The organism is Citrobacter sp. HN-141 (assembly GCF_033341895.1).
GTDB lineage: Bacteria > Pseudomonadota > Gammaproteobacteria > Enterobacterales > Enterobacteriaceae > Citrobacter.
In genome coordinates this window covers 1-16183 of the sequence record NZ_JAWPBF010000006.1, presented here as the reverse complement: position 1 = coordinate 16183, position 16183 = coordinate 1, and the positions used below count along the sequence as shown (strand labels likewise).

The window sequence follows — 16183 nt, the reverse complement described above, 5'->3', positions numbered from 1 at the left end:
CAACGATGCCCACGTCAAGCGAACTCGCGCTGCAACAGCGCTGCCAACAAATCGTGACCAGTCCAGTGCTCAGCCCTGAGCAGAAACGCCATTTTCTGGCGCTAGAGGCTGAAAACGCGCTGCCGTATCCGCAACTGCCTGCACAAGCACGCCAGGCGCTGGATGACGGGGTTATCTGCGATATGTACGAAGGTCATGCTCCGTTCAAACCGCGCTACGTATTACCCGATTACGCGCGTTTTCTGGCCAACGGTTCATCATGGCTGGAACTGGAAGGCGCAAAGGATCTCGATGACGCATTATCCTTACTCACCATTCTTTACCACCATGTTCCGTCAGTGACGTCGATGCCGGTGTACCTCGGTCAACTCGATACGTTGCTGCAACCGTATGTTAGAATTCTAACACAAGACGAGATCGATATTCGAATAAAACGTTTCTGGCGTTATCTCGACAGAACGCTGCCTGATGCGTTTATGCACGCCAATATCGGCCCTGCCGACACGCCTGTAACGCGGGCAATTTTACGCGTAGATGCAGAGTTAAAGCAGGTTTCGCCCAATCTGACATTTATTTATGATCCGCAAATTACCCCTGACGATCTGCTGCTCAACGTCGCGCAAAATATTTGCGAATGCAGTAAACCGCACATTTCTAACGGTCCTGAAAATGATAAAATTTTCACAAAAGGCCACTATGGCGTCGTCAGTTGTTACAACTCACTGCCACTTGCGGGCGGTGGAAGTACGCTGGTCAGACTCAATCTGAAAGCCATTGCAGAGCGCAGTACCTCTGTCGATGACTTCTTTACGCGCACCCTACCGCATTACTGCCAACAGCAAATCGTCATCATTGATTCACGATGTGAATTCCTCTACGAGAAATCACATTTCTTTGAGAATAGCTTCCTGGTACAGGAAGGGTTGATCGATCCCGAACGTTTTGTGCCTATGTTTGGCATGTACGGCCTGGCAGAAGCCGTAAACCTGCTGTGCGATAAGGCGGGGGAGAACGCTCGCTACGGCAAAGATGAGTACGCTAATCAGCTTGGTTATCGTATTAGCGCCCAGCTCGCTGACTTTGTGGCCAACACGCCGGTGAAATATGGCTGGAAGCAGCGCGCGATGCTGCATGCGCAGTCGGGTATCAGTTCTGATATCGGCACCACGCCGGGCGCTCGCCTGCCTTACGGTGATGAACCCGATCCCATCACCCATCTGCAAACCGTCGCGCCGCATCATGCGTATTATCACGCCGGGATCAGCGATATTCTCACGCTGGACGAAACCATCAAACGTAACCCGCAGGCGCTGGTACAGCTTTGCCTCGGCGCGTTTAAAGCCGGTATGCGCGAGTTTACCGCCAACGTCAGCGGAAACGATCTGGTCCGTGTGACCGGCTACATGGTGCGCCTGTCGGATCTGGAAAAATATCGCACCGAAGGATCTCGCACCAACACCACCTGGCTGGGTGAAGAAGCCGCGCGCAATACGCGTATTCTGCAACGACAACCCCGAGTGATCAGCCATGAACAGCAGATGCGCTTTAGTCAGTAAGCTGATTCCCTTCTCCTGCGTCGACGGGCCGGGGAGTCGCCTGGCCCTGTTCCTGCAGGGGTGCAATTTGCGCTGTAAGAATTGCCACAACCCGTGGACGATGGGACGTTGCAACGATTGCGGGGAATGTGTGCTGCATTGCCCGCATGAAGCGTTAAGTCTGAGCGCGGGAAAAGTATGGTGGCAATCTGATATTTGCCAGCAATGCGATACCTGCCTGCATATGTGTCCTCAGCTGGCCACGCCGATGACGCTGACCATGAGCGTGGATGAGGTGCTACAGCATGTTCGTAAAGCCTCGCCGTTTATTGAAGGAATGACGGTCAGCGGCGGCGAAGCAACCACCCAGTTGCCGTTTATAGTGGCGCTGTTTAGCGCGATCAAAAGCGATCCGCAGCTACAGCACCTGACCTGCCTGGTGGACAGCAACGGCATGCTGAGCGAAACCGGCTGGCAAAAGCTGCTACCGGTTTGCGACGGCGCAATGCTCGATCTAAAAGCCTGGGATAGCACGTGTCATCGACAGCTTACCGGACGCGATAACACGCTGATTAAAAAAAGCATTATCTTTTTGTCCGGGCTGGGCAAACTGGCGGAACTGCGCCTGTTGGTGATTCCTGGTCAGGTGGATTATCTACAGCATATCGATGCGCTGGCGGCGTTTATTCATCGCTTAGGTAACGTGCCTGTGCGGCTGAATGCCTTTCATGCGCATGGGGTGTATGGCGAAGCGAAGGACTGGCCGAGTGCATCGCCGGAGGATGTGGAACTCCTGGCGCAAAGATTGCGCGAGCGCGGGGTGGATAATTTGATTTTCCCAGCGCTGTACCTGTGATTATCGGATGCGACGACATCATTTGTAGGCCGGAAAAAACACAGCTGCCATCCGACGAAGATATGCCTGATGCGCTTCGCTTATCAGGCCTACAGAGCGCACACTTTTGTCGGCCGGATACGCCATCCAATCACACATCAAACAACGCCGTCGTATTGCGATACAGCACCTCAGCAATCACATCTGTGGGTTCAGCGCGCAGTTCGCATAATGCGGTAAAAACTCTAACCACCTGCTCAGGACGATTAGGCTGGCCCTGAAAACCGTTAAGCGGCATATCCGGCGCATCGGTTTCCAACAGCAGCGATTCCAGCGGCAACGCCGCCATCACCTCACGCGTTTTGCTGGCGCGTGGATAGGTGATGGTCCCACCGACACCGAGCTTATACCCCAGTTGTACAAAACGCGTTGCCTGTTGCAGGCTTCCGGCAAAGCCATGAACCACACCGGTTCGCGGGAGATCATGGCGTTTAAGATGCATAGCCAGCTTGTCATGGGTACGGCGCGAATGGAGGATCACCGGAAGATCGTAACGCTTCGCCAGCTTAAGCTGTGCTTCCAGCACCCTTTCCTGCTTATCAAACTGCGGATCGTCACGCCAGAGATCCAGCCCGATCTCACCGACCGCTACCAGCTTCTGCGGTCGGTGCTCCAATGCCTGTTGCAACCTGTCCAGACTGTCATCACCGTGATCTTCAATAACAATGGGGTGCAGGCCCAGCGCGGCATACAACGAAGGATAATTTTCCGCTAACGCCAGTACGCGTGAAAAGTTCATCGCCTGCGTTGCCGGAACAATAATATGGTGCACACCGACGTCAGCCGCACGCTGAATACTGGCTGGCTCATCGCCGGTAAAGGGGGGAAAGTCAAAATGGCAATGCGTATCGATAAACCGGGGACTCACGCCAGATCCTCATTATTAAACGTCGTATCGTTGGCCTGGGGCGCGCTGCTCGCAACAGACGCATGGGCATCGTTGGCAACGGGGGCTGGTGGAACCACCACCGGGCTGGGCACCACAATCTTCGGCGTCTGACGAGGCAACGGCGCGTTTTTCGCCAACAGTTTACCAATCGTTGCCAAAAAATAGCGCCCGCACAGGCGTCCGGTTTTGTAGTCTTCACGCAATGCCGGAATGCGGCTCCCCAGCGCCATACTATGGAGTGGCTTTGGTGGGTAGATCTCAAAAATACGCAGCTTGCCCGGCGGTTTTTCGATAAAGCGCTGAATAGCGCGGTAGCTGGCTTCATGATGTTGAACCAGATTCACCAGCGGCTGCAGACTGCTCTCCCCCAACCAGCGCTCCATACGTTTGAACCATTGTGGGGTGTAGTACATTTGCGAAGGCACGGTGCGGATAACCACCAGCGTTTTCGCCCCTTGCTTTGCCGCCTCCTGAACGGGTATGGCATCACTGACTCCACCATCCAGATAGTTCACGCCATCCAACACAACCCCTGAACGATAAAATCCCGGAATCGCACTGGATGCGCGAATGAGATCCAGCCAATTGTGCCGGTTCGGCGAAAAGTAGTCCGGCGTGTAGTCATCTCCCCGACAGGCGCACATATAAAACGCTTTACCTGCCTCAAACAGGCGCTCTGCGTTATCCAGCGCCAGCGGCATCTGCGCAGCGGTGGAGTCCACCAGCCAGTCGAGATCGATGAGATTTCCCCCGCGTACGAATCGTACCGGGTCAAAAAACTCACGTCGGGTGGTATAGCGCATGATCACTTTGCGCCCGTAGCCGGGTTGGTTACAGAGATAGGCCGACAGATTTTGCGCGCCAGCAGATGTCCCGTAGAAGAGATCGAAAGGATTAAATTGCGCACGCATGAACTCATCCAGTACGCCAGCGGTAAAGATCCCCCGTTGTCCCCCGCCTTCGCACACCAGCGCCATACTGCCTGGTTGAAATGGACGTAACGATAACGGCGCTATATTACCGAGCGTGACGGGTATTCTCTGCCCCACCTCTGCCTTCCTGTTTTTTGTAATAGAGCAACAAGGTAACGCAAATTGCCCGGCGCTAAAACCGTAAAAGCCAGTCCAATGGACTGGCTTAGTAGCAATTTTTCTTTACAGCTAATCCCCAACATAATTCGAGTTACAGGAAGGCGGCAAGGGCGTGAGTCCCGATGAGCTTACTCTGGTAAGTGATTCGGGTAAGCGCGCGTAGCCAACGCACCTGCAACTTGAAGAATAAAGGGGATACGCTAGGGCCGTTTACGCCCGGTGAACAAGCTGACCAGAAACAGGATGATCCCCACCACAAAAACAATTTTTGCAGCGCCTGCTGCAGTACCCGCCAGTCCACCAAATCCCAGAGCGGCGGCAATTAACGCGATAACCAGAAATATGATGCCCCATCGAAACATATGCTTCTCCTTTACCATAGTTAATGTCGACCGCTTGATATGAGCGCTCAGGCAGCTCATCGGCGATATTTTTAGTGTGGTGCACAATACGCCTCCCGACAAACGTCAGGAGGACGAATTAAGTCGAATTACTGAGTTTTGAGGTCGTTTTTGACGCTTTTCACGCCATCAATTGCTTTAGCAATACTCTCAGCACGCTCACTTTGCGCCTGTGAATCGACGGTTCCTGAAAGCTGGACCACACCGTCGGTCGTCTCTACTTTCACTTTACGAGAAGGGACAATGTCATCGGCCAGCAGCTTGGCTTTCACTTCGCTGGTGATGGCCGTATCACCGGCATAGCCTTTTACGGAGGTGCTTTTGCTGTCACGCACGTGCAGTTTGTCGCTAACGGAGGTCACGCCCTCAACGCCTTTCGCGACTTTAACGGCCTCTTCGGCCTGAGCCTGGCTTTCAACGAAGCCACTCAACGTCACCACTTTCTGGTCCGTTTTGACGGAGATATCGGTGCTCTTAATGCTTTCGTGGTCCACCAGCGCGGCTTTTACTTTGGCGGTGAGGGTGCTGTCATCCATGAAATTACCGACTTTGTTCATAGAGCTATCGACTTTCTGCCCCGCACTTTCGAGCCCGGATTGCGCTTTATCCATTGTAGCATTTTCTGCATAAGCAGAACCCGTTGCGACAGCGGAAGTCAGCATCACGGCCAGTAGCGTTTTAGAAATCTTAAGTCCTGTCATTGTCATCGATGTATTCCTGTTTGTTGTGCTTATAGCGATGTTCTGCCGCTTAGCGGTCAGAACCAGCAACGAATCTCGTGACTGAAATAAATATCAGCTAAAGGGGCTGAAAAATGCTTAATGAAGAGCATTAAAAGCCGATATTTATGTCATCACATTGTTAAATATAGTTCACGATTTCGCGGCTGATGCCTGAGTTGATTAAAAAACGAACAAGAACAGGGGATTTAAGAACATTCCGCAAGGGATTTAAAAGACAGGGAAAGTTGCAGGGCACGGCGGATACCGCACCCTGGAAGGCCGATTAGTGTTCGCGCGTTTTGCGGAACTGAACGTCAGGGTAACGTTCCTGGGTGAGATTCAGGTTAACCATGGTCGGCGCGATATAGGTGAGGTTATCGCCGCCATCCAGCGCCAGCTGAATTTCGTTTTTACGCTTAAATTCTTCGAATTTTTTCACGTCAGAACACTCTACCCAGCGCGCAGTCGCCACGTTGACCGACTCATAAATTGCTTCAACGTTGTATTCGCTCTTCAGACGAGAAACTACCACGTCGAACTGCAGCACACCGACGGCGCCAACGATCAGATCGTTGTTGGCAATCGGACGGAAAACCTGTACTGCGCCCTCTTCTGACAACTGAACCAGCCCTTTCAGTAACTGCTTCTGCTTCAACGGATCTTTCAGACGGATACGGCGGAACAGTTCCGGTGCGAAGTTCGGAATACCGGTGAACTTCATCATCTCACCCTGAGTAAAGGTATCGCCGATCTGGATCGTGCCGTGGTTATGCAGACCAAGAATATCGCCAGGATACGCCTCTTCCACATGAGAACGGTCACCGGCCATAAAGGTCAGCGCATCGGAGATCACCACGTCTTTACCAATACGTACCTGGCGCATTTTCATGCCTTTCTCGTACTTGCCGGAAACCACACGCATGAAAGCGACACGGTCGCGGTGTTTCGGGTCCATGTTGGCCTGAATTTTAAAGACGAAACCGGTGAACTTCTCTTCTGAAGCTTCCACAACGCGGGTGTCGGTTTTACGCGGCATCGGCGCAGGCGCCCACTCCACTAAGCCATCCAGCATATGATCAACGCCGAAGTTACCCAGCGCAGTACCGAAGAAGACCGGGGTGATTTCACCGGCAAGGAACAGCTCATGATCGAACTCGTTAGACGCGCCCTGCACCAGCTCCAGCTCGTCGCGCAACTGCTGCGCCAGGTCTTCACCTACGGCAGCGTCAAGTTCAGGGTTATTCAGCCCTTTAACAATGCGCACTTCCTGAATCGTATGGCCTTTACCGGTCTGGTACAGATACGTTTCATCTTTGTACAGGTGATAGACGCCCTTGAACAACTTACCGCAGCCAATCGGCCAGGTGATCGGCGCGCAGCCGATTTTCAGTTCGTTCTCGACTTCATCCAGCAGCTCCATTGGATCTCGGATGTCACGGTCGAGTTTGTTCATAAAGGTCAGGATCGGCGTATCGCGCAGACGGGTAACTTCCATCAGTTTACGGGTCCTGTCCTCAACGCCTTTCGCGGCGTCGATGACCATCAGGCAGCAGTCCACCGCCGTCAGGGTACGGTAGGTATCTTCGGAGAAGTCTTCGTGCCCCGGGGTGTCCAGCAGGTTCACCAGACAGTCATGATACGGAAACTGCATCACAGAGGTGGTAATCGAGATACCACGCTGCTTTTCCATTTCCATCCAGTCAGATTTTGCATGCTGGCTGGAGCCACGGCCTTTTACCGTACCGGCGGTTTGAATCGCCTGTCCGAATAACAGTACCTTTTCAGTAATTGTCGTTTTACCGGCATCCGGGTGAGAAATAATGGCAAAAGTGCGGCGTTTGGCCACCTCTTGCAAATAAGGAGACAACGTCATAGTCAAATCTTCTTAGGTAAGCACGGCAACGGGCCGTGCAAGTTGAAAACGAAAAATTGCGGCTATTTTACCCATCAATGGGGGGGAGGCAATCAGTGTTTACACAGGAGCTGCTCCAGTTCGCTTAACGACACGACAGTCCAGGTCGGCTGAATGCCCGCTGGCTGCTCGCGGCGGTGCGTATTTAGCCAGCAGGTGGATAGCCCGGCGTTAATGCCACCAAGAATATCGGACTCTGCGGTGTCGCCCACCATCAGCACGCGGGAACGGTCAGGGTTGCCCGCCTGCGCCAGCGCATGGTCAAAAATACGGGGATCGGGTTTTGCCACTCCCACCTGCTCAGAAATCACCAGCAGGTCGAAATAGTCGCGCAGGCCCGTACGTTCAAGGCGGATTTGCTGTAATGCAGTAAAACCGTTGGTAATGATGCCAATCTTTGCTTTACCGCGAATCGCATTAAGCAGCGACACGGCACCCGGTAACGGCGAACAGATTTCCGCCATGGCATTAATAAATGCATCGTTTAGCTGGCCTGGCTCGACCTTCAGGCGCTCAGCCCAGCTCTGAAAACGAGCATGCTGCAGCTGTAATGAGGTAATTGCGCCGTTTTGATAATCCACCCACAGCGGTTTATTCACGGCCTGATAGTCCTGAAAATCTTCAGCGGTAAAGGTGATGCTATAGTCGAGAAACATCCGCTGTAAGCCGGTAAACGAGTCAAACGTAAACAGCGTTTCGTCGGCATCAAAGAAAATCCAGTCCCACTTCATCATCATTACACCTTGTCTTACATGCTGATTGGCAATGCCATTATGATGGCATCTTCGTGACCATCGGCTGTCGGATAGTAATTGCGCCGAATCGTCGCCTCGTTAAAGCCAAGGCTTTCATACAATGCGATTGCCGCAGCATTCGAGGCACGAACCTCAAGCCACAGCGTCAGAATACCGCGCTTTTCCAGCTCATCGATCAGGTATTCCAGCAGCTCACGCCCCAGGCCCCGGCGCTGAAAATCAGGATCAACGGCGATGTTGAACAGCGTAGCTTCATCCAGCACGACCTGCGTAATCGCAAAGGCTGCCATCGTGCCGTCAACGGTCAGTTGAAAGTTGAGATAACGATCGCCCTGGTTGCTGGCAAATGTTTTTTCACTCCACGGAAAGGCGTGAGCGCGTTTTTCAATCTGAAATGCTGCAGGTAAATCAGTCGGTTCGAGGGAAGAAATCGTGTTCATATGCGCAGATTTGTTGCCATAACGCGGCGCGTGCCGCTGGGTTATCCCGTAATTCATTAAACGCAGGACTCTCAACCTGAGCGCCCTCCAGCAGCAGCGGCTCTGTGGTTCCCAGCCGCCAGCTATTACAGCGGCTACCTTGCGGCAGCATGGCGACGCGGTCAGGCGTCAGTTGTAAAACCTGATCCGGGCTCACGGTCAATGCGTGTAAAATATCACTCATTAACGGTTCGGTTAGCGCGGGTAACTGTGCAGCAACCATCACCAAACGGACATGCGCAGGAATTGAAATCGCGATCTCGCCCCGCAGCGCGCCAGGACGGCGCAGCGACCACTGCGTAATGCCCAGTTGCTGTAACTGCCAGTCTCGTCGGGATGTCATAGCGAAACACTCCTGTAATCAGGGGCGCAAATATAGCAAATTTGTCGAATCCGCGCCATCAAACAACTATAATCCCCCGCTGTACAATTTAAGGAGCACTCCATGTCTGCTTTTACCCCGGCAAGTGAAGTCTTGCTGCGCCACAGTGATGATTTCGAACAAAGCCGTATTCTGTTTGCCGGTGATTTGCAGGATGACCTGCCAGCCCAATTCGCAAGCGCCGCCAGCCGTGCGCATACTCAGCAATTGCACCATTGGCAGGTACTGAACCGCCAAATGGGTGATAACGTCCGCTTTAGCCTCATCGCAAAGGCCGATGATGTTGCTGACAGCGATACGCTGATCTACTACTGGCCGAAGAATAAGCCGGAAGCCCAGTTCCAGCTGATGAATATTCTGTCGCTGTTACCCGTCGGCACCGATATTTTTGTTGTCGGTGAGAACCGCAGCGGTGTACGCAGCGCAGAGCAGATGCTGGCCGAATACGCACCGCTGAATAAAGTCGACAGCGCCCGTCGCTGCGGTCTTTATCATGGACGCCTGGAAAAACAGCCCGTTTTTGATGCAGAAAAATATTGGGATGAATACACCGTCGACAATCTGACCATCAAAACCTTACCTGGCGTATTTAGCCGCGACGGCCTGGATGTCGGCAGCCAGCTGCTGCTCTCAACGCTGACGCCGCACACTAAAGGCAAGGTTCTGGATGTCGGTTGTGGCGCTGGCGTGCTCTCCGTCGCCTTAGCCAGCCACTCGCCGAAAGTTCGCCTGACCCTGTGCGATGTCAGCGCATCCGCGGTTGAAGCCAGTCGCGCAACGCTTGCGGCCAACGGTATTGAAGGTGACGTAATTGCCAGTAACGTCTTTTCTGACGTGGCGGGCCGCTTCGATATGATCATCTCTAACCCACCGTTCCACGATGGCATGCAGACCAGCCTTGATGCCGCGCAAACGCTGATTCGCGGGGCGGTTCGTCACCTGAACAGCGGCGGTGAGCTGCGTATCGTGGCCAACGCCTTCCTGCCGTATCCGAAGGTGCTGGATGAGGTGTTTGGCTTCCATGAAGTTATCGCGCAGACCGGTCGTTTCAAGGTTTATCGTACCATCATGACGCGTCAGGCGAAAAAAGCCTAACGGATGTACGCCGGATAAGGCGTTTATGCCGCCATCCGGCGTGACACCGAGCAACGCCGGCTAGCGCCCATTTTTACATCAATTAAATGCGTCCTGGGCAATTAACTATTGACGAAAAGATGAAAACAACTAGAATGCGCCTCCGTGGTAACGATACTTTTTGAGTGTCGATGGTATGCGAAGGTGGCGGAATTGGTAGACGCGCTAGCTTCAGGTGTTAGTGTCCTTTCGGACGTGGGGGTTCAAGTCCCCCCCCTCGCACCATAATCCACGTTGATATTGCTCGCACTGTGCGAAGGTGGCGGAATTGGTAGACGCGCTAGCTTCAGGTGTTAGTGTCCTTAGGATGTGGGGGTTCGAGTCCCCCCCCTCGCACCAACGAGGCAATATCAAAAAAAATAAGATGACTGTGCGAAGGTGGCGGAATTGGTAGACGCGCTAGCTTCAGGTGTTAGTGTCCTTAGGATGTGGGGGTTCGAGTCCCCCCCCTCGCACCAATTATCTTATTTTCCTTTCGGTTTTCTTCTCTGTGTTACTCATCCCTGATTCGCATTCATCATCACCAGAACAATACCGCCGATCAGTGCTGCACATGAAGGCAACAAAACGAAATGCCGTAAACGTTTGTGGTACAGCATTAGCGAAGTCAGCAGCAGTCCTAATACAATCATCGCCTTCCATGCGTCGAGTGACAGGTCAGTAAATGCCAGCCCGGCAATCACGATCCCCGGCAGCAAAACCCCCCATCCACTGCCCAGCGCACGTTGCAACATGGTTTCACCTATGAAATTGATAATGATAACCAATATCATATGATAAATTTTCTCATTTGTCAGCCAGGAAAGGCTATCAATTCTATGAGTTTTACTTAACGATTGATGACATAAATAGTTTAAGGTGATAAATTGCTCGCCGGTTAGCTTTTCATCAAAAAACAATAACGACCTGAACAAATGATTTTTCGCTCATCATTTTTTCCTTACAAACACACCTTCGTATATTGCAGATAAATAACAATATTTACCTATGACAGTACAATCCTGGCGAACTCTGCGCACTAAGAAATATCAACTTTCTTTACGTCTGTTTCTGCTTCTCAATGCAGTCTCCGCGCTGTTTACGCTTGTTTTCCCACTTTTTGCCGTCAAAGCCGTATCTGTCCCGGCGTTGCTCATCCTGGCCGCCAGTACATTGCTGTTGGCATGGCATGGGAAATATGTGAATAAAAGAATTAATCTTCCTTTTATTTCAATCATTTTCGGCTTGTTGTGGGCAGCCCATATTGTGTTGAAATTCACAACACTGGGTAATAATGATTATTATTTTCTGTTAATTGCACTTCTCAGCGTGCTGTTTATTGGCTCTATCGCTTTTGCCAACAATATCATCGCCTTTACGCTACATTCGCTACCCTCAGTCATCGTCTGCTTATGGCTTAACGGTAGCGAGCATGGTCTGCGAATTTTCTATTTTATGGCGTTGCCTATGGCCGGGATTGCCATTCAACATGTGATCCAAAAGCGCTACGACGGCTTTGCCCAACAGCTGATGTACAAACTGCTGGAAGAGCGAGAAACCCTGAACGGCCTCAGTATGCTCGATCCGCTGACGGGACTGTATAACCGTCGTGGGCTGCAACACCGACTCGATACGTTGCTGGCACTGAGCAACGCAAAGCATTACGTCTTATTGCTGGATATCGATCATTTCAAAGCCTATAACGACCATTACGGACACATGATGGGCGATCAGGCGCTGATTCGCGTTTCTGCCGCGATTCGTGATTCCGTACGCTCCCGGGATGTGGTCGCACGTTTTGGTGGCGAAGAATTTATGGTATTACTGACTGCCGTCGATCCCCAGCAGGCGCAGGCCGCAGCCGAGCGCATCCGCCAGAAAGTATACGACCTTAAGATTCCTCATATGTTTAATGAGAGCGTAGCAACCAATGTGACGGTCAGCATTGGCATTGCGCCTTTAGTGGATCAGGATATTGACTCCGCGATTACCAGAGCAGACAAAGCGCTTTATGAGGCCAAGAATATGGGGCGAAACAACACCCTTGTCAGCGATGAGCTGCGGATAAACTGCACCTCTTCCTGAGTTTTCCGTGCGGAACGGCCCGATATTGCGACAAAGATCTTGCCATCATTTACCCTCGCCTATAGGATTAGAAATCATTATCATTTAGATTAACATCCTTATATCGCCATGGCTTACCGTTCCGCACCCATCGTTGAAGATGTCATCTGGCACAGCCATCTCCCTGCAGAGATGCCCTCGCTGGCGGCTTCCGTGCGTGCGACCATCGCCCAAACCCGCGAACACTTGCTGGATTTCATTCGCCTTGACGAAACCCCGCCTCAAGGGGCAATGACATTACATGAATGGACGCAACCGACAACGCTAAGTTCGCTTCTGGCCGTTTATTCAGACCACATCTACCGCAACCAGCCCACGTTAGTACGCGAAAATAAACCGCTGATCTCCCTCTGGGCGCAATGGTATATCGGCCTGATGATGCCCCCGCTTATGGTGGCTCTGCTGACGCAAAAAGAAGCCATTGATGTCGCGCCGGAACATATGCATGTGGAGTTTCACGAAACCGGGCGTGCCGCATGTTTCTGGATAGATGTACATCAGGATCACCAGACCACGGCACTCTCACCGCAGCAACGTATGGAAACGCTGATTTTGTCAGCCCTGACACCGGTTGTTCAGGCGCTGGAATCAACGGGTGAGATCAACGCGAAACTTATCTGGAGCAATACCGGGTATCTCATCCACTGGTATTTAACGGAAATGAAGCCGCTGTTAGGCGAAGAACTGCTGACAACATTGCGTCAAACCTGCTTCTTTGAGAAACAGCTATCCAGTGGCCAGGATAATCCGTTGTGGCGTACCGTCGTTCCACGTGAGGGACTGTTAGTACGCAGAACCTGCTGTCAACGCTATCGCTTGCCCGATGTTCAGCAATGCGGTGACTGCACGTTAAAGTAAGCGAGGAGCCACAGCCCCTCGCCTGCACGATTACGCGACCTGCTGATTTTCCTCTTCTATCCGCTGAGCTTCTTCTTTTTCCTGCGCCAACAGTTGCTTCTCATAGACCTTAAAGAATGGGAAGTAGATGATGGCAGAAACCAGCGCCAACACGATCACCAGGATCGCCGCACGATAATCCCAGCCTAATGCCCATGCCGCCCCCACCGGGGCCGGGGCGGTCCAGGGAACTACAGAAATTACGCGGCCAATCAAATCCAGCTTCATCGCCGCCCAGGCCAGTACGGCATTCACCATCGGCGCAAGCAGGAACGGAATAAAGAACACCGGATTCATCACTATCGGCGTACCAAAAATCACCGGTTCGTTAATATTAAAAATGCTGGGGACTACGCTCAGACGCCCAATCGAGCGTAGATGAGCCGAACGACTACGCAGATAGCAAATCACCAGTCCCATCGTCGCCCCCGATCCCCCCACGACGATGAAGAACGTCCAGAATGCTTCCATAAAGATATGCGGTAACGGCGCGCCCTGCGCCAGCGCAGATTGGTTCATGCCGAGGTTGGTCAGCCAGAACATTTGCAGCATCCCGGACACAATCGCCGCCCCGTGAATCCCGGCAAACCACAGCAAGTGGCCTATCAATACCGCCAGCAGTATCGCCGGAAGAGAATCGGCAGCAGACACCAGCGGTTTAAAGATGGCCATAATGGCCTGAGGGATCAGCATATTAAACTGCGACTGTATCACCAGGCTCAGCGGGTACAGCGTCAGTACCACAACCAGTACTGGGATCAGGAGATCAAATGAGTTTTTGATCATCGGCGGCACTTGATCGGGCAAGCGGATCCCGATGTTGTGCGCCTTCAGGAAGCGCATCATTTCAACGCAATAAATCGCCACGAGGATCGCGGTGAAAATCCCCGTCCCTCCCAGGCTATCAACCGGCATCGTACCTTTGGTTTTCGGTGCGGCAATCAGCAAAAACGCCATGATGGAAAGCATCGCGCACATAAATGGATCCAGCTGATGCGACTTCACATAGTGTTTACCCAGGTTATAAGCAATGGCGGCACATATATAGACCGACATGATCCCCATCGTCATATCAAACGGCGTGAGTATCTGGCCTTCAAATTGTTTTGCCAGATCCAGCCATGCGCGGGCAAATCCCCAGGTGGTATCCGGCGAAAACGGCGGATAGGCAAAAACCAGCAGAAAAGATCCTACAATCATAAACGGCATCGCCGAAATGAAACCATCACGTATTGCCATCACATGGCGTTGTGAAGAAATGCGCCCGGCGACAGGGCTAACGTAGTTTTCAACAAAGCGGAAAATCACATTAAACACAGCATGGTTAGTAGACATAGCCGCTCTCCTGTTGTGCGAAACCCTGTACATGTGCTGGTATCAACACCACCACGTAAGGCCCATTACCCCTTTTCGCAACCGTGCCGGGATGGACGCCCGCGCTACCGCTATTAAAGTTAAGTTTCATAGATGGCTCTTATTATGTGATACAGAGGAAGTGACAGCTTCAGTATTAATCGCCATTTCAGCATTCTGCAACCGGTTACTGTAACCGGTTTCTTTGATTGTGAAGGTGATCGAAAAACTGCCAATGTTGCTATGTTGTTACAATAAAATATTTACAGTAACGCTGCCCCTATGACAAATTACGCCAGGCGGTTTTCTGCTATACAGGGCTGCGGATAAGCGAGAGGGAGAAAAGAGTGAGTTTGCAATCAGTGCGGCAGTTTTTAGCGCAACATGCGCCAGATATTGAAATCATCGAATTAGATCAAAGCACCGCCACCGTCGATCTGGCCGCAAAAGCCCATAACGTCGAACCAGGGCAGATAGCAAAAACGCTGTCACTCAAGGTGAAAAACGACATTATCCTGGTCGTCGCCAGAGGAGATGCTCGCCTCGATAATAAAAAACTGAAAAATACGTTTGGTGCCAAAGCGCGCATGCTGAGTAGCGATGAAGTGGTCATCGCAACAGGTCATCCCGTAGGAGGCGTATGTCCTTTCGGCCTGGAGACACCCATATCGGTGTACTGTGATGTCTCGTTGAAACACTACACTGAAGTGCTCCCTGCGGCTGGAGCCACTCACAGCGCGGTTCGCATCACGCCAGAGAGAATAGCAGAACTGACTGCGGCAACCTGGGTTGATGTGTGCCAGTGATCGATTTATCTTTCCATGCCAATAACTACGCCTCTTCTCAAGCGCGCCATAACGGGGCAGTACGACGAAAAGATGACGGTTCTGCAGAGCGTACATGCAGCAGAATATCGGCAGCATCCAGTAATCCGGCATCCGAACTAACGCCCAGTTTGGACATTACATTAAATTTATGCGCGCGAATCGTTTTAATGTTTCGCTCAAGCTCAATTGCGATCTGCAGCATCGAATAGCCATTCGACATATAGCGCAGAATTTCGCGCTCGGTTAGGCTAAGCATACGGCATTGATTGATATACCAGAGTTTCTTCGTGTCTTCTGTTTCCCCTCTGGCACAATCCAGTGCTGCAAATAATTCTTCCTGTAACATACTTAGCGTGGATGCTTTGCTAATCACGGCATCCAGTGGTGATGGTGACAGCGAGCCAATTAGCCGCGCTTCATCATCATCATCGGCAATGACTACCCGCTTGATGCGAGGGTGTTTCACCGCCAGCTCCGTCAGGTAAGCCAGTCCGGCGCGGCGATCGGTTCTTTTCGCAGAAAGTGAAAAAAAAACCGCGGAAAATGACGTCTGTGACATCGCCTGGCTGAAGGCTGGCTGCCGTGAAAAGAGATGAAGTTGGTATTGGTTGTTCGGTCTGGCATTAAATAAATTATAAATACCCACGCTGCTCATTACGCACTTTTCTACCAGTGCGACATTTCTTTTGATACTTCTGTCTTCCATTCCGTGGTCTCTCCATAAACTGAAGGGTGATGCTGCCAACTTACTGATTTAGTGTATGATGGTGTTTTTGAGGTGCTCCAGTGGCTTCTGTTTCTATCAGCT

17 protein-coding genes and 3 tRNA genes are annotated in these 16183 nt (G+C 51.9%); 9 read left to right on the top strand and 11 right to left on the bottom strand.

Annotated features, from left to right (window positions below):
• Window positions 1-5: 5 nt before the first annotated feature.
• On the top strand, window positions 6-1556 hold the full coding sequence (locus RYZ59_RS08990) for a YjjI family glycine radical enzyme (protein ID WP_318047639.1): 1551 nt from the start codon (window positions 6-8) through the stop codon (window positions 1554-1556).
• Entirely contained in the window at window positions 1528-2391 is an 864-nt protein-coding gene (locus RYZ59_RS08985; protein ID WP_318047640.1) for a YjjW family glycine radical enzyme activase, read from the top strand. The genes RYZ59_RS08990 and RYZ59_RS08985 overlap by 29 nt, the downstream gene beginning before the upstream one ends.
• 130 nt (window positions 2392-2521) lie before the next feature.
• Here the strand turns inward: RYZ59_RS08985 and RYZ59_RS08980 are convergent, their stop codons facing one another.
• The 8 genes from RYZ59_RS08980 to holD form a co-directional block, all read right to left on the bottom strand.
• The gene (locus RYZ59_RS08980) at window positions 2522-3298 is read right to left on the bottom strand and encodes a metal-dependent hydrolase (protein WP_318047642.1); all 777 of its coding nucleotides are present in this window, start codon (window positions 3296-3298) and stop codon (window positions 2522-2524) included.
• Window positions 3295-4368, bottom strand: coding sequence for a patatin family protein (locus RYZ59_RS08975; protein ID WP_318047644.1), 1074 nt, complete (start codon window positions 4366-4368; stop codon window positions 3295-3297). Before RYZ59_RS08975 ends, RYZ59_RS08980 begins: the two co-directional genes overlap by 4 nt.
• A 242-nt stretch (window positions 4369-4610) precedes the next feature.
• On the bottom strand, window positions 4611-4772 hold the full coding sequence (locus RYZ59_RS08970; RefSeq protein WP_003019081.1) for a DUF1328 domain-containing protein: 162 nt from the start codon (window positions 4770-4772) through the stop codon (window positions 4611-4613).
• Between the two features lie 128 nt (window positions 4773-4900).
• Window positions 4901-5518, bottom strand: a complete 618-nt coding sequence (gene osmY / locus RYZ59_RS08965; protein WP_137383807.1) for a molecular chaperone OsmY — start codon at window positions 5516-5518, stop codon at window positions 4901-4903.
• Window positions 5519-5816: 298 nt separating this feature from the next.
• Window positions 5817-7406 (bottom strand): peptide chain release factor 3, encoded by a 1590-nt coding sequence (prfC, locus tag RYZ59_RS08960; RefSeq protein WP_016151601.1) that lies wholly within the window; start codon window positions 7404-7406, stop codon window positions 5817-5819.
• Window positions 7407-7498: 92 nt separating this feature from the next.
• Complete coding sequence (yjjG, locus tag RYZ59_RS08955; RefSeq protein ID WP_170974406.1) at window positions 7499-8176, bottom strand: pyrimidine 5'-nucleotidase; 678 nt, start codon at window positions 8174-8176, stop codon at window positions 7499-7501.
• 17 nt (window positions 8177-8193) lie between these two features.
• Window positions 8194-8640: a ribosomal protein S18-alanine N-acetyltransferase gene (gene rimI, locus RYZ59_RS08950; protein ID WP_271441712.1), complete on the bottom strand. Its 447-nt coding sequence runs from the start codon at window positions 8638-8640 to the stop codon at window positions 8194-8196.
• Entirely contained in the window at window positions 8609-9022 is a 414-nt protein-coding gene (gene holD, locus RYZ59_RS08945; protein WP_318047648.1) for a DNA polymerase III subunit psi, read from the bottom strand. Before holD ends, rimI begins: the two co-directional genes overlap by 32 nt.
• Before the next feature lie 102 nt (window positions 9023-9124).
• Between holD and rsmC the strand changes: the two genes are divergently transcribed.
• The 4 genes from rsmC to RYZ59_RS08925 all read left to right on the top strand — a co-directional run bounded on the left by rsmC (window position 9125) and on the right by RYZ59_RS08925 (window position 10653).
• Complete coding sequence (gene rsmC, locus RYZ59_RS08940; protein WP_318047650.1) at window positions 9125-10156, top strand: 16S rRNA (guanine(1207)-N(2))-methyltransferase RsmC; 1032 nt, start codon at window positions 9125-9127, stop codon at window positions 10154-10156.
• Window positions 10157-10333: 177 nt separating this feature from the next.
• Window positions 10334-10420: transfer RNA gene (locus tag RYZ59_RS08935), tRNA-Leu, on the top strand.
• 28 nt (window positions 10421-10448) lie between these two features.
• Window positions 10449-10534, top strand: a tRNA-Leu gene (locus RYZ59_RS08930).
• Between the two features lie 33 nt (window positions 10535-10567).
• Window positions 10568-10653, top strand: a tRNA-Leu gene (locus RYZ59_RS08925).
• Window positions 10654-10692: 39 nt separating this feature from the next.
• Here RYZ59_RS08925 and RYZ59_RS08920 read toward each other — a convergent pair.
• Window positions 10693-10929, bottom strand: coding sequence for a DUF1435 domain-containing protein (locus RYZ59_RS08920; protein ID WP_271441714.1), 237 nt, complete (start codon window positions 10927-10929; stop codon window positions 10693-10695).
• Window positions 10930-11182: 253 nt separating this feature from the next.
• Here RYZ59_RS08920 and RYZ59_RS08915 point away from each other — a divergent pair, with 253 nt between their 5' ends.
• Window positions 11183-12259 (top strand): GGDEF domain-containing protein, encoded by a 1077-nt coding sequence (locus RYZ59_RS08915; RefSeq protein WP_318047653.1) that lies wholly within the window; start codon window positions 11183-11185, stop codon window positions 12257-12259.
• 108 nt (window positions 12260-12367) lie between these two features.
• Window positions 12368-13156 (top strand): siderophore-iron reductase FhuF, encoded by a 789-nt coding sequence (fhuF, locus tag RYZ59_RS08910; protein ID WP_318047655.1) that lies wholly within the window; start codon window positions 12368-12370, stop codon window positions 13154-13156.
• A gap of 30 nt (window positions 13157-13186) precedes the next feature.
• Here the strand turns inward: fhuF and RYZ59_RS08905 are convergent, their stop codons facing one another.
• Window positions 13187-14530: a PTS sugar transporter subunit IIC gene (locus tag RYZ59_RS08905; RefSeq protein WP_318047657.1), complete on the bottom strand. Its 1344-nt coding sequence runs from the start codon at window positions 14528-14530 to the stop codon at window positions 13187-13189.
• Between the two features lie 365 nt (window positions 14531-14895).
• Here RYZ59_RS08905 and RYZ59_RS08900 point away from each other — a divergent pair, with 365 nt between their 5' ends.
• Window positions 14896-15354, top strand: a complete 459-nt coding sequence (locus RYZ59_RS08900; RefSeq protein ID WP_318047659.1) for a YbaK/EbsC family protein — start codon at window positions 14896-14898, stop codon at window positions 15352-15354.
• Between the two features lie 37 nt (window positions 15355-15391).
• Here RYZ59_RS08900 and bglJ read toward each other — a convergent pair whose 3' ends face one another.
• Window positions 15392-16081 carry a DNA-binding transcriptional activator BglJ gene (gene bglJ / locus RYZ59_RS08895; RefSeq protein WP_318047661.1) on the bottom strand — a complete coding sequence of 230 codons (690 nt, stop codon included), beginning with the start codon at window positions 16079-16081 and terminating at the stop codon, window positions 15392-15394.
• Between the last annotated feature and the right edge of the window lie 102 nt (window positions 16082-16183).

Coding starts and splice junctions, on each gene's coding strand:
- RYZ59_RS08915 (WP_318047653.1), top strand. CDS start 11,183: ATGACAGTACAATCCTGGCGAACTCTGCGCACTAAGAAATATCAACTT.
- osmY (WP_137383807.1), bottom strand. CDS start 5,518: ATGACAATGACAGGACTTAAGATTTCTAAAACGCTACTGGCCGTGATG.
- prfC (WP_016151601.1), bottom strand. CDS start 7,406: ATGACGTTGTCTCCTTATTTGCAAGAGGTGGCCAAACGCCGCACTTTT.
- rsmC (WP_318047650.1), top strand. CDS start 9,125: ATGTCTGCTTTTACCCCGGCAAGTGAAGTCTTGCTGCGCCACAGTGAT.
- fhuF (WP_318047655.1), top strand. CDS start 12,368: ATGGCTTACCGTTCCGCACCCATCGTTGAAGATGTCATCTGGCACAGC.
- RYZ59_RS08970 (WP_003019081.1), bottom strand. CDS start 4,772: ATGTTTCGATGGGGCATCATATTTCTGGTTATCGCGTTAATTGCCGCC.
- bglJ (WP_318047661.1), bottom strand. CDS start 16,081: ATGGAAGACAGAAGTATCAAAAGAAATGTCGCACTGGTAGAAAAGTGC.
- rimI (WP_271441712.1), bottom strand. CDS start 8,640: ATGAACACGATTTCTTCCCTCGAACCGACTGATTTACCTGCAGCATTT.
- yjjG (WP_170974406.1), bottom strand. CDS start 8,176: ATGAAGTGGGACTGGATTTTCTTTGATGCCGACGAAACGCTGTTTACG.
- RYZ59_RS08920 (WP_271441714.1), bottom strand. CDS start 10,929: ATGTTGCAACGTGCGCTGGGCAGTGGATGGGGGGTTTTGCTGCCGGGG.
- RYZ59_RS08985 (WP_318047640.1), top strand. CDS start 1,528: ATGAACAGCAGATGCGCTTTAGTCAGTAAGCTGATTCCCTTCTCCTGC.
- RYZ59_RS08905 (WP_318047657.1), bottom strand. CDS start 14,530: ATGTCTACTAACCATGCTGTGTTTAATGTGATTTTCCGCTTTGTTGAA.
- RYZ59_RS08990 (WP_318047639.1), top strand. CDS start 6: ATGCCCACGTCAAGCGAACTCGCGCTGCAACAGCGCTGCCAACAAATC.
- holD (WP_318047648.1), bottom strand. CDS start 9,022: ATGACATCCCGACGAGACTGGCAGTTACAGCAACTGGGCATTACGCAG.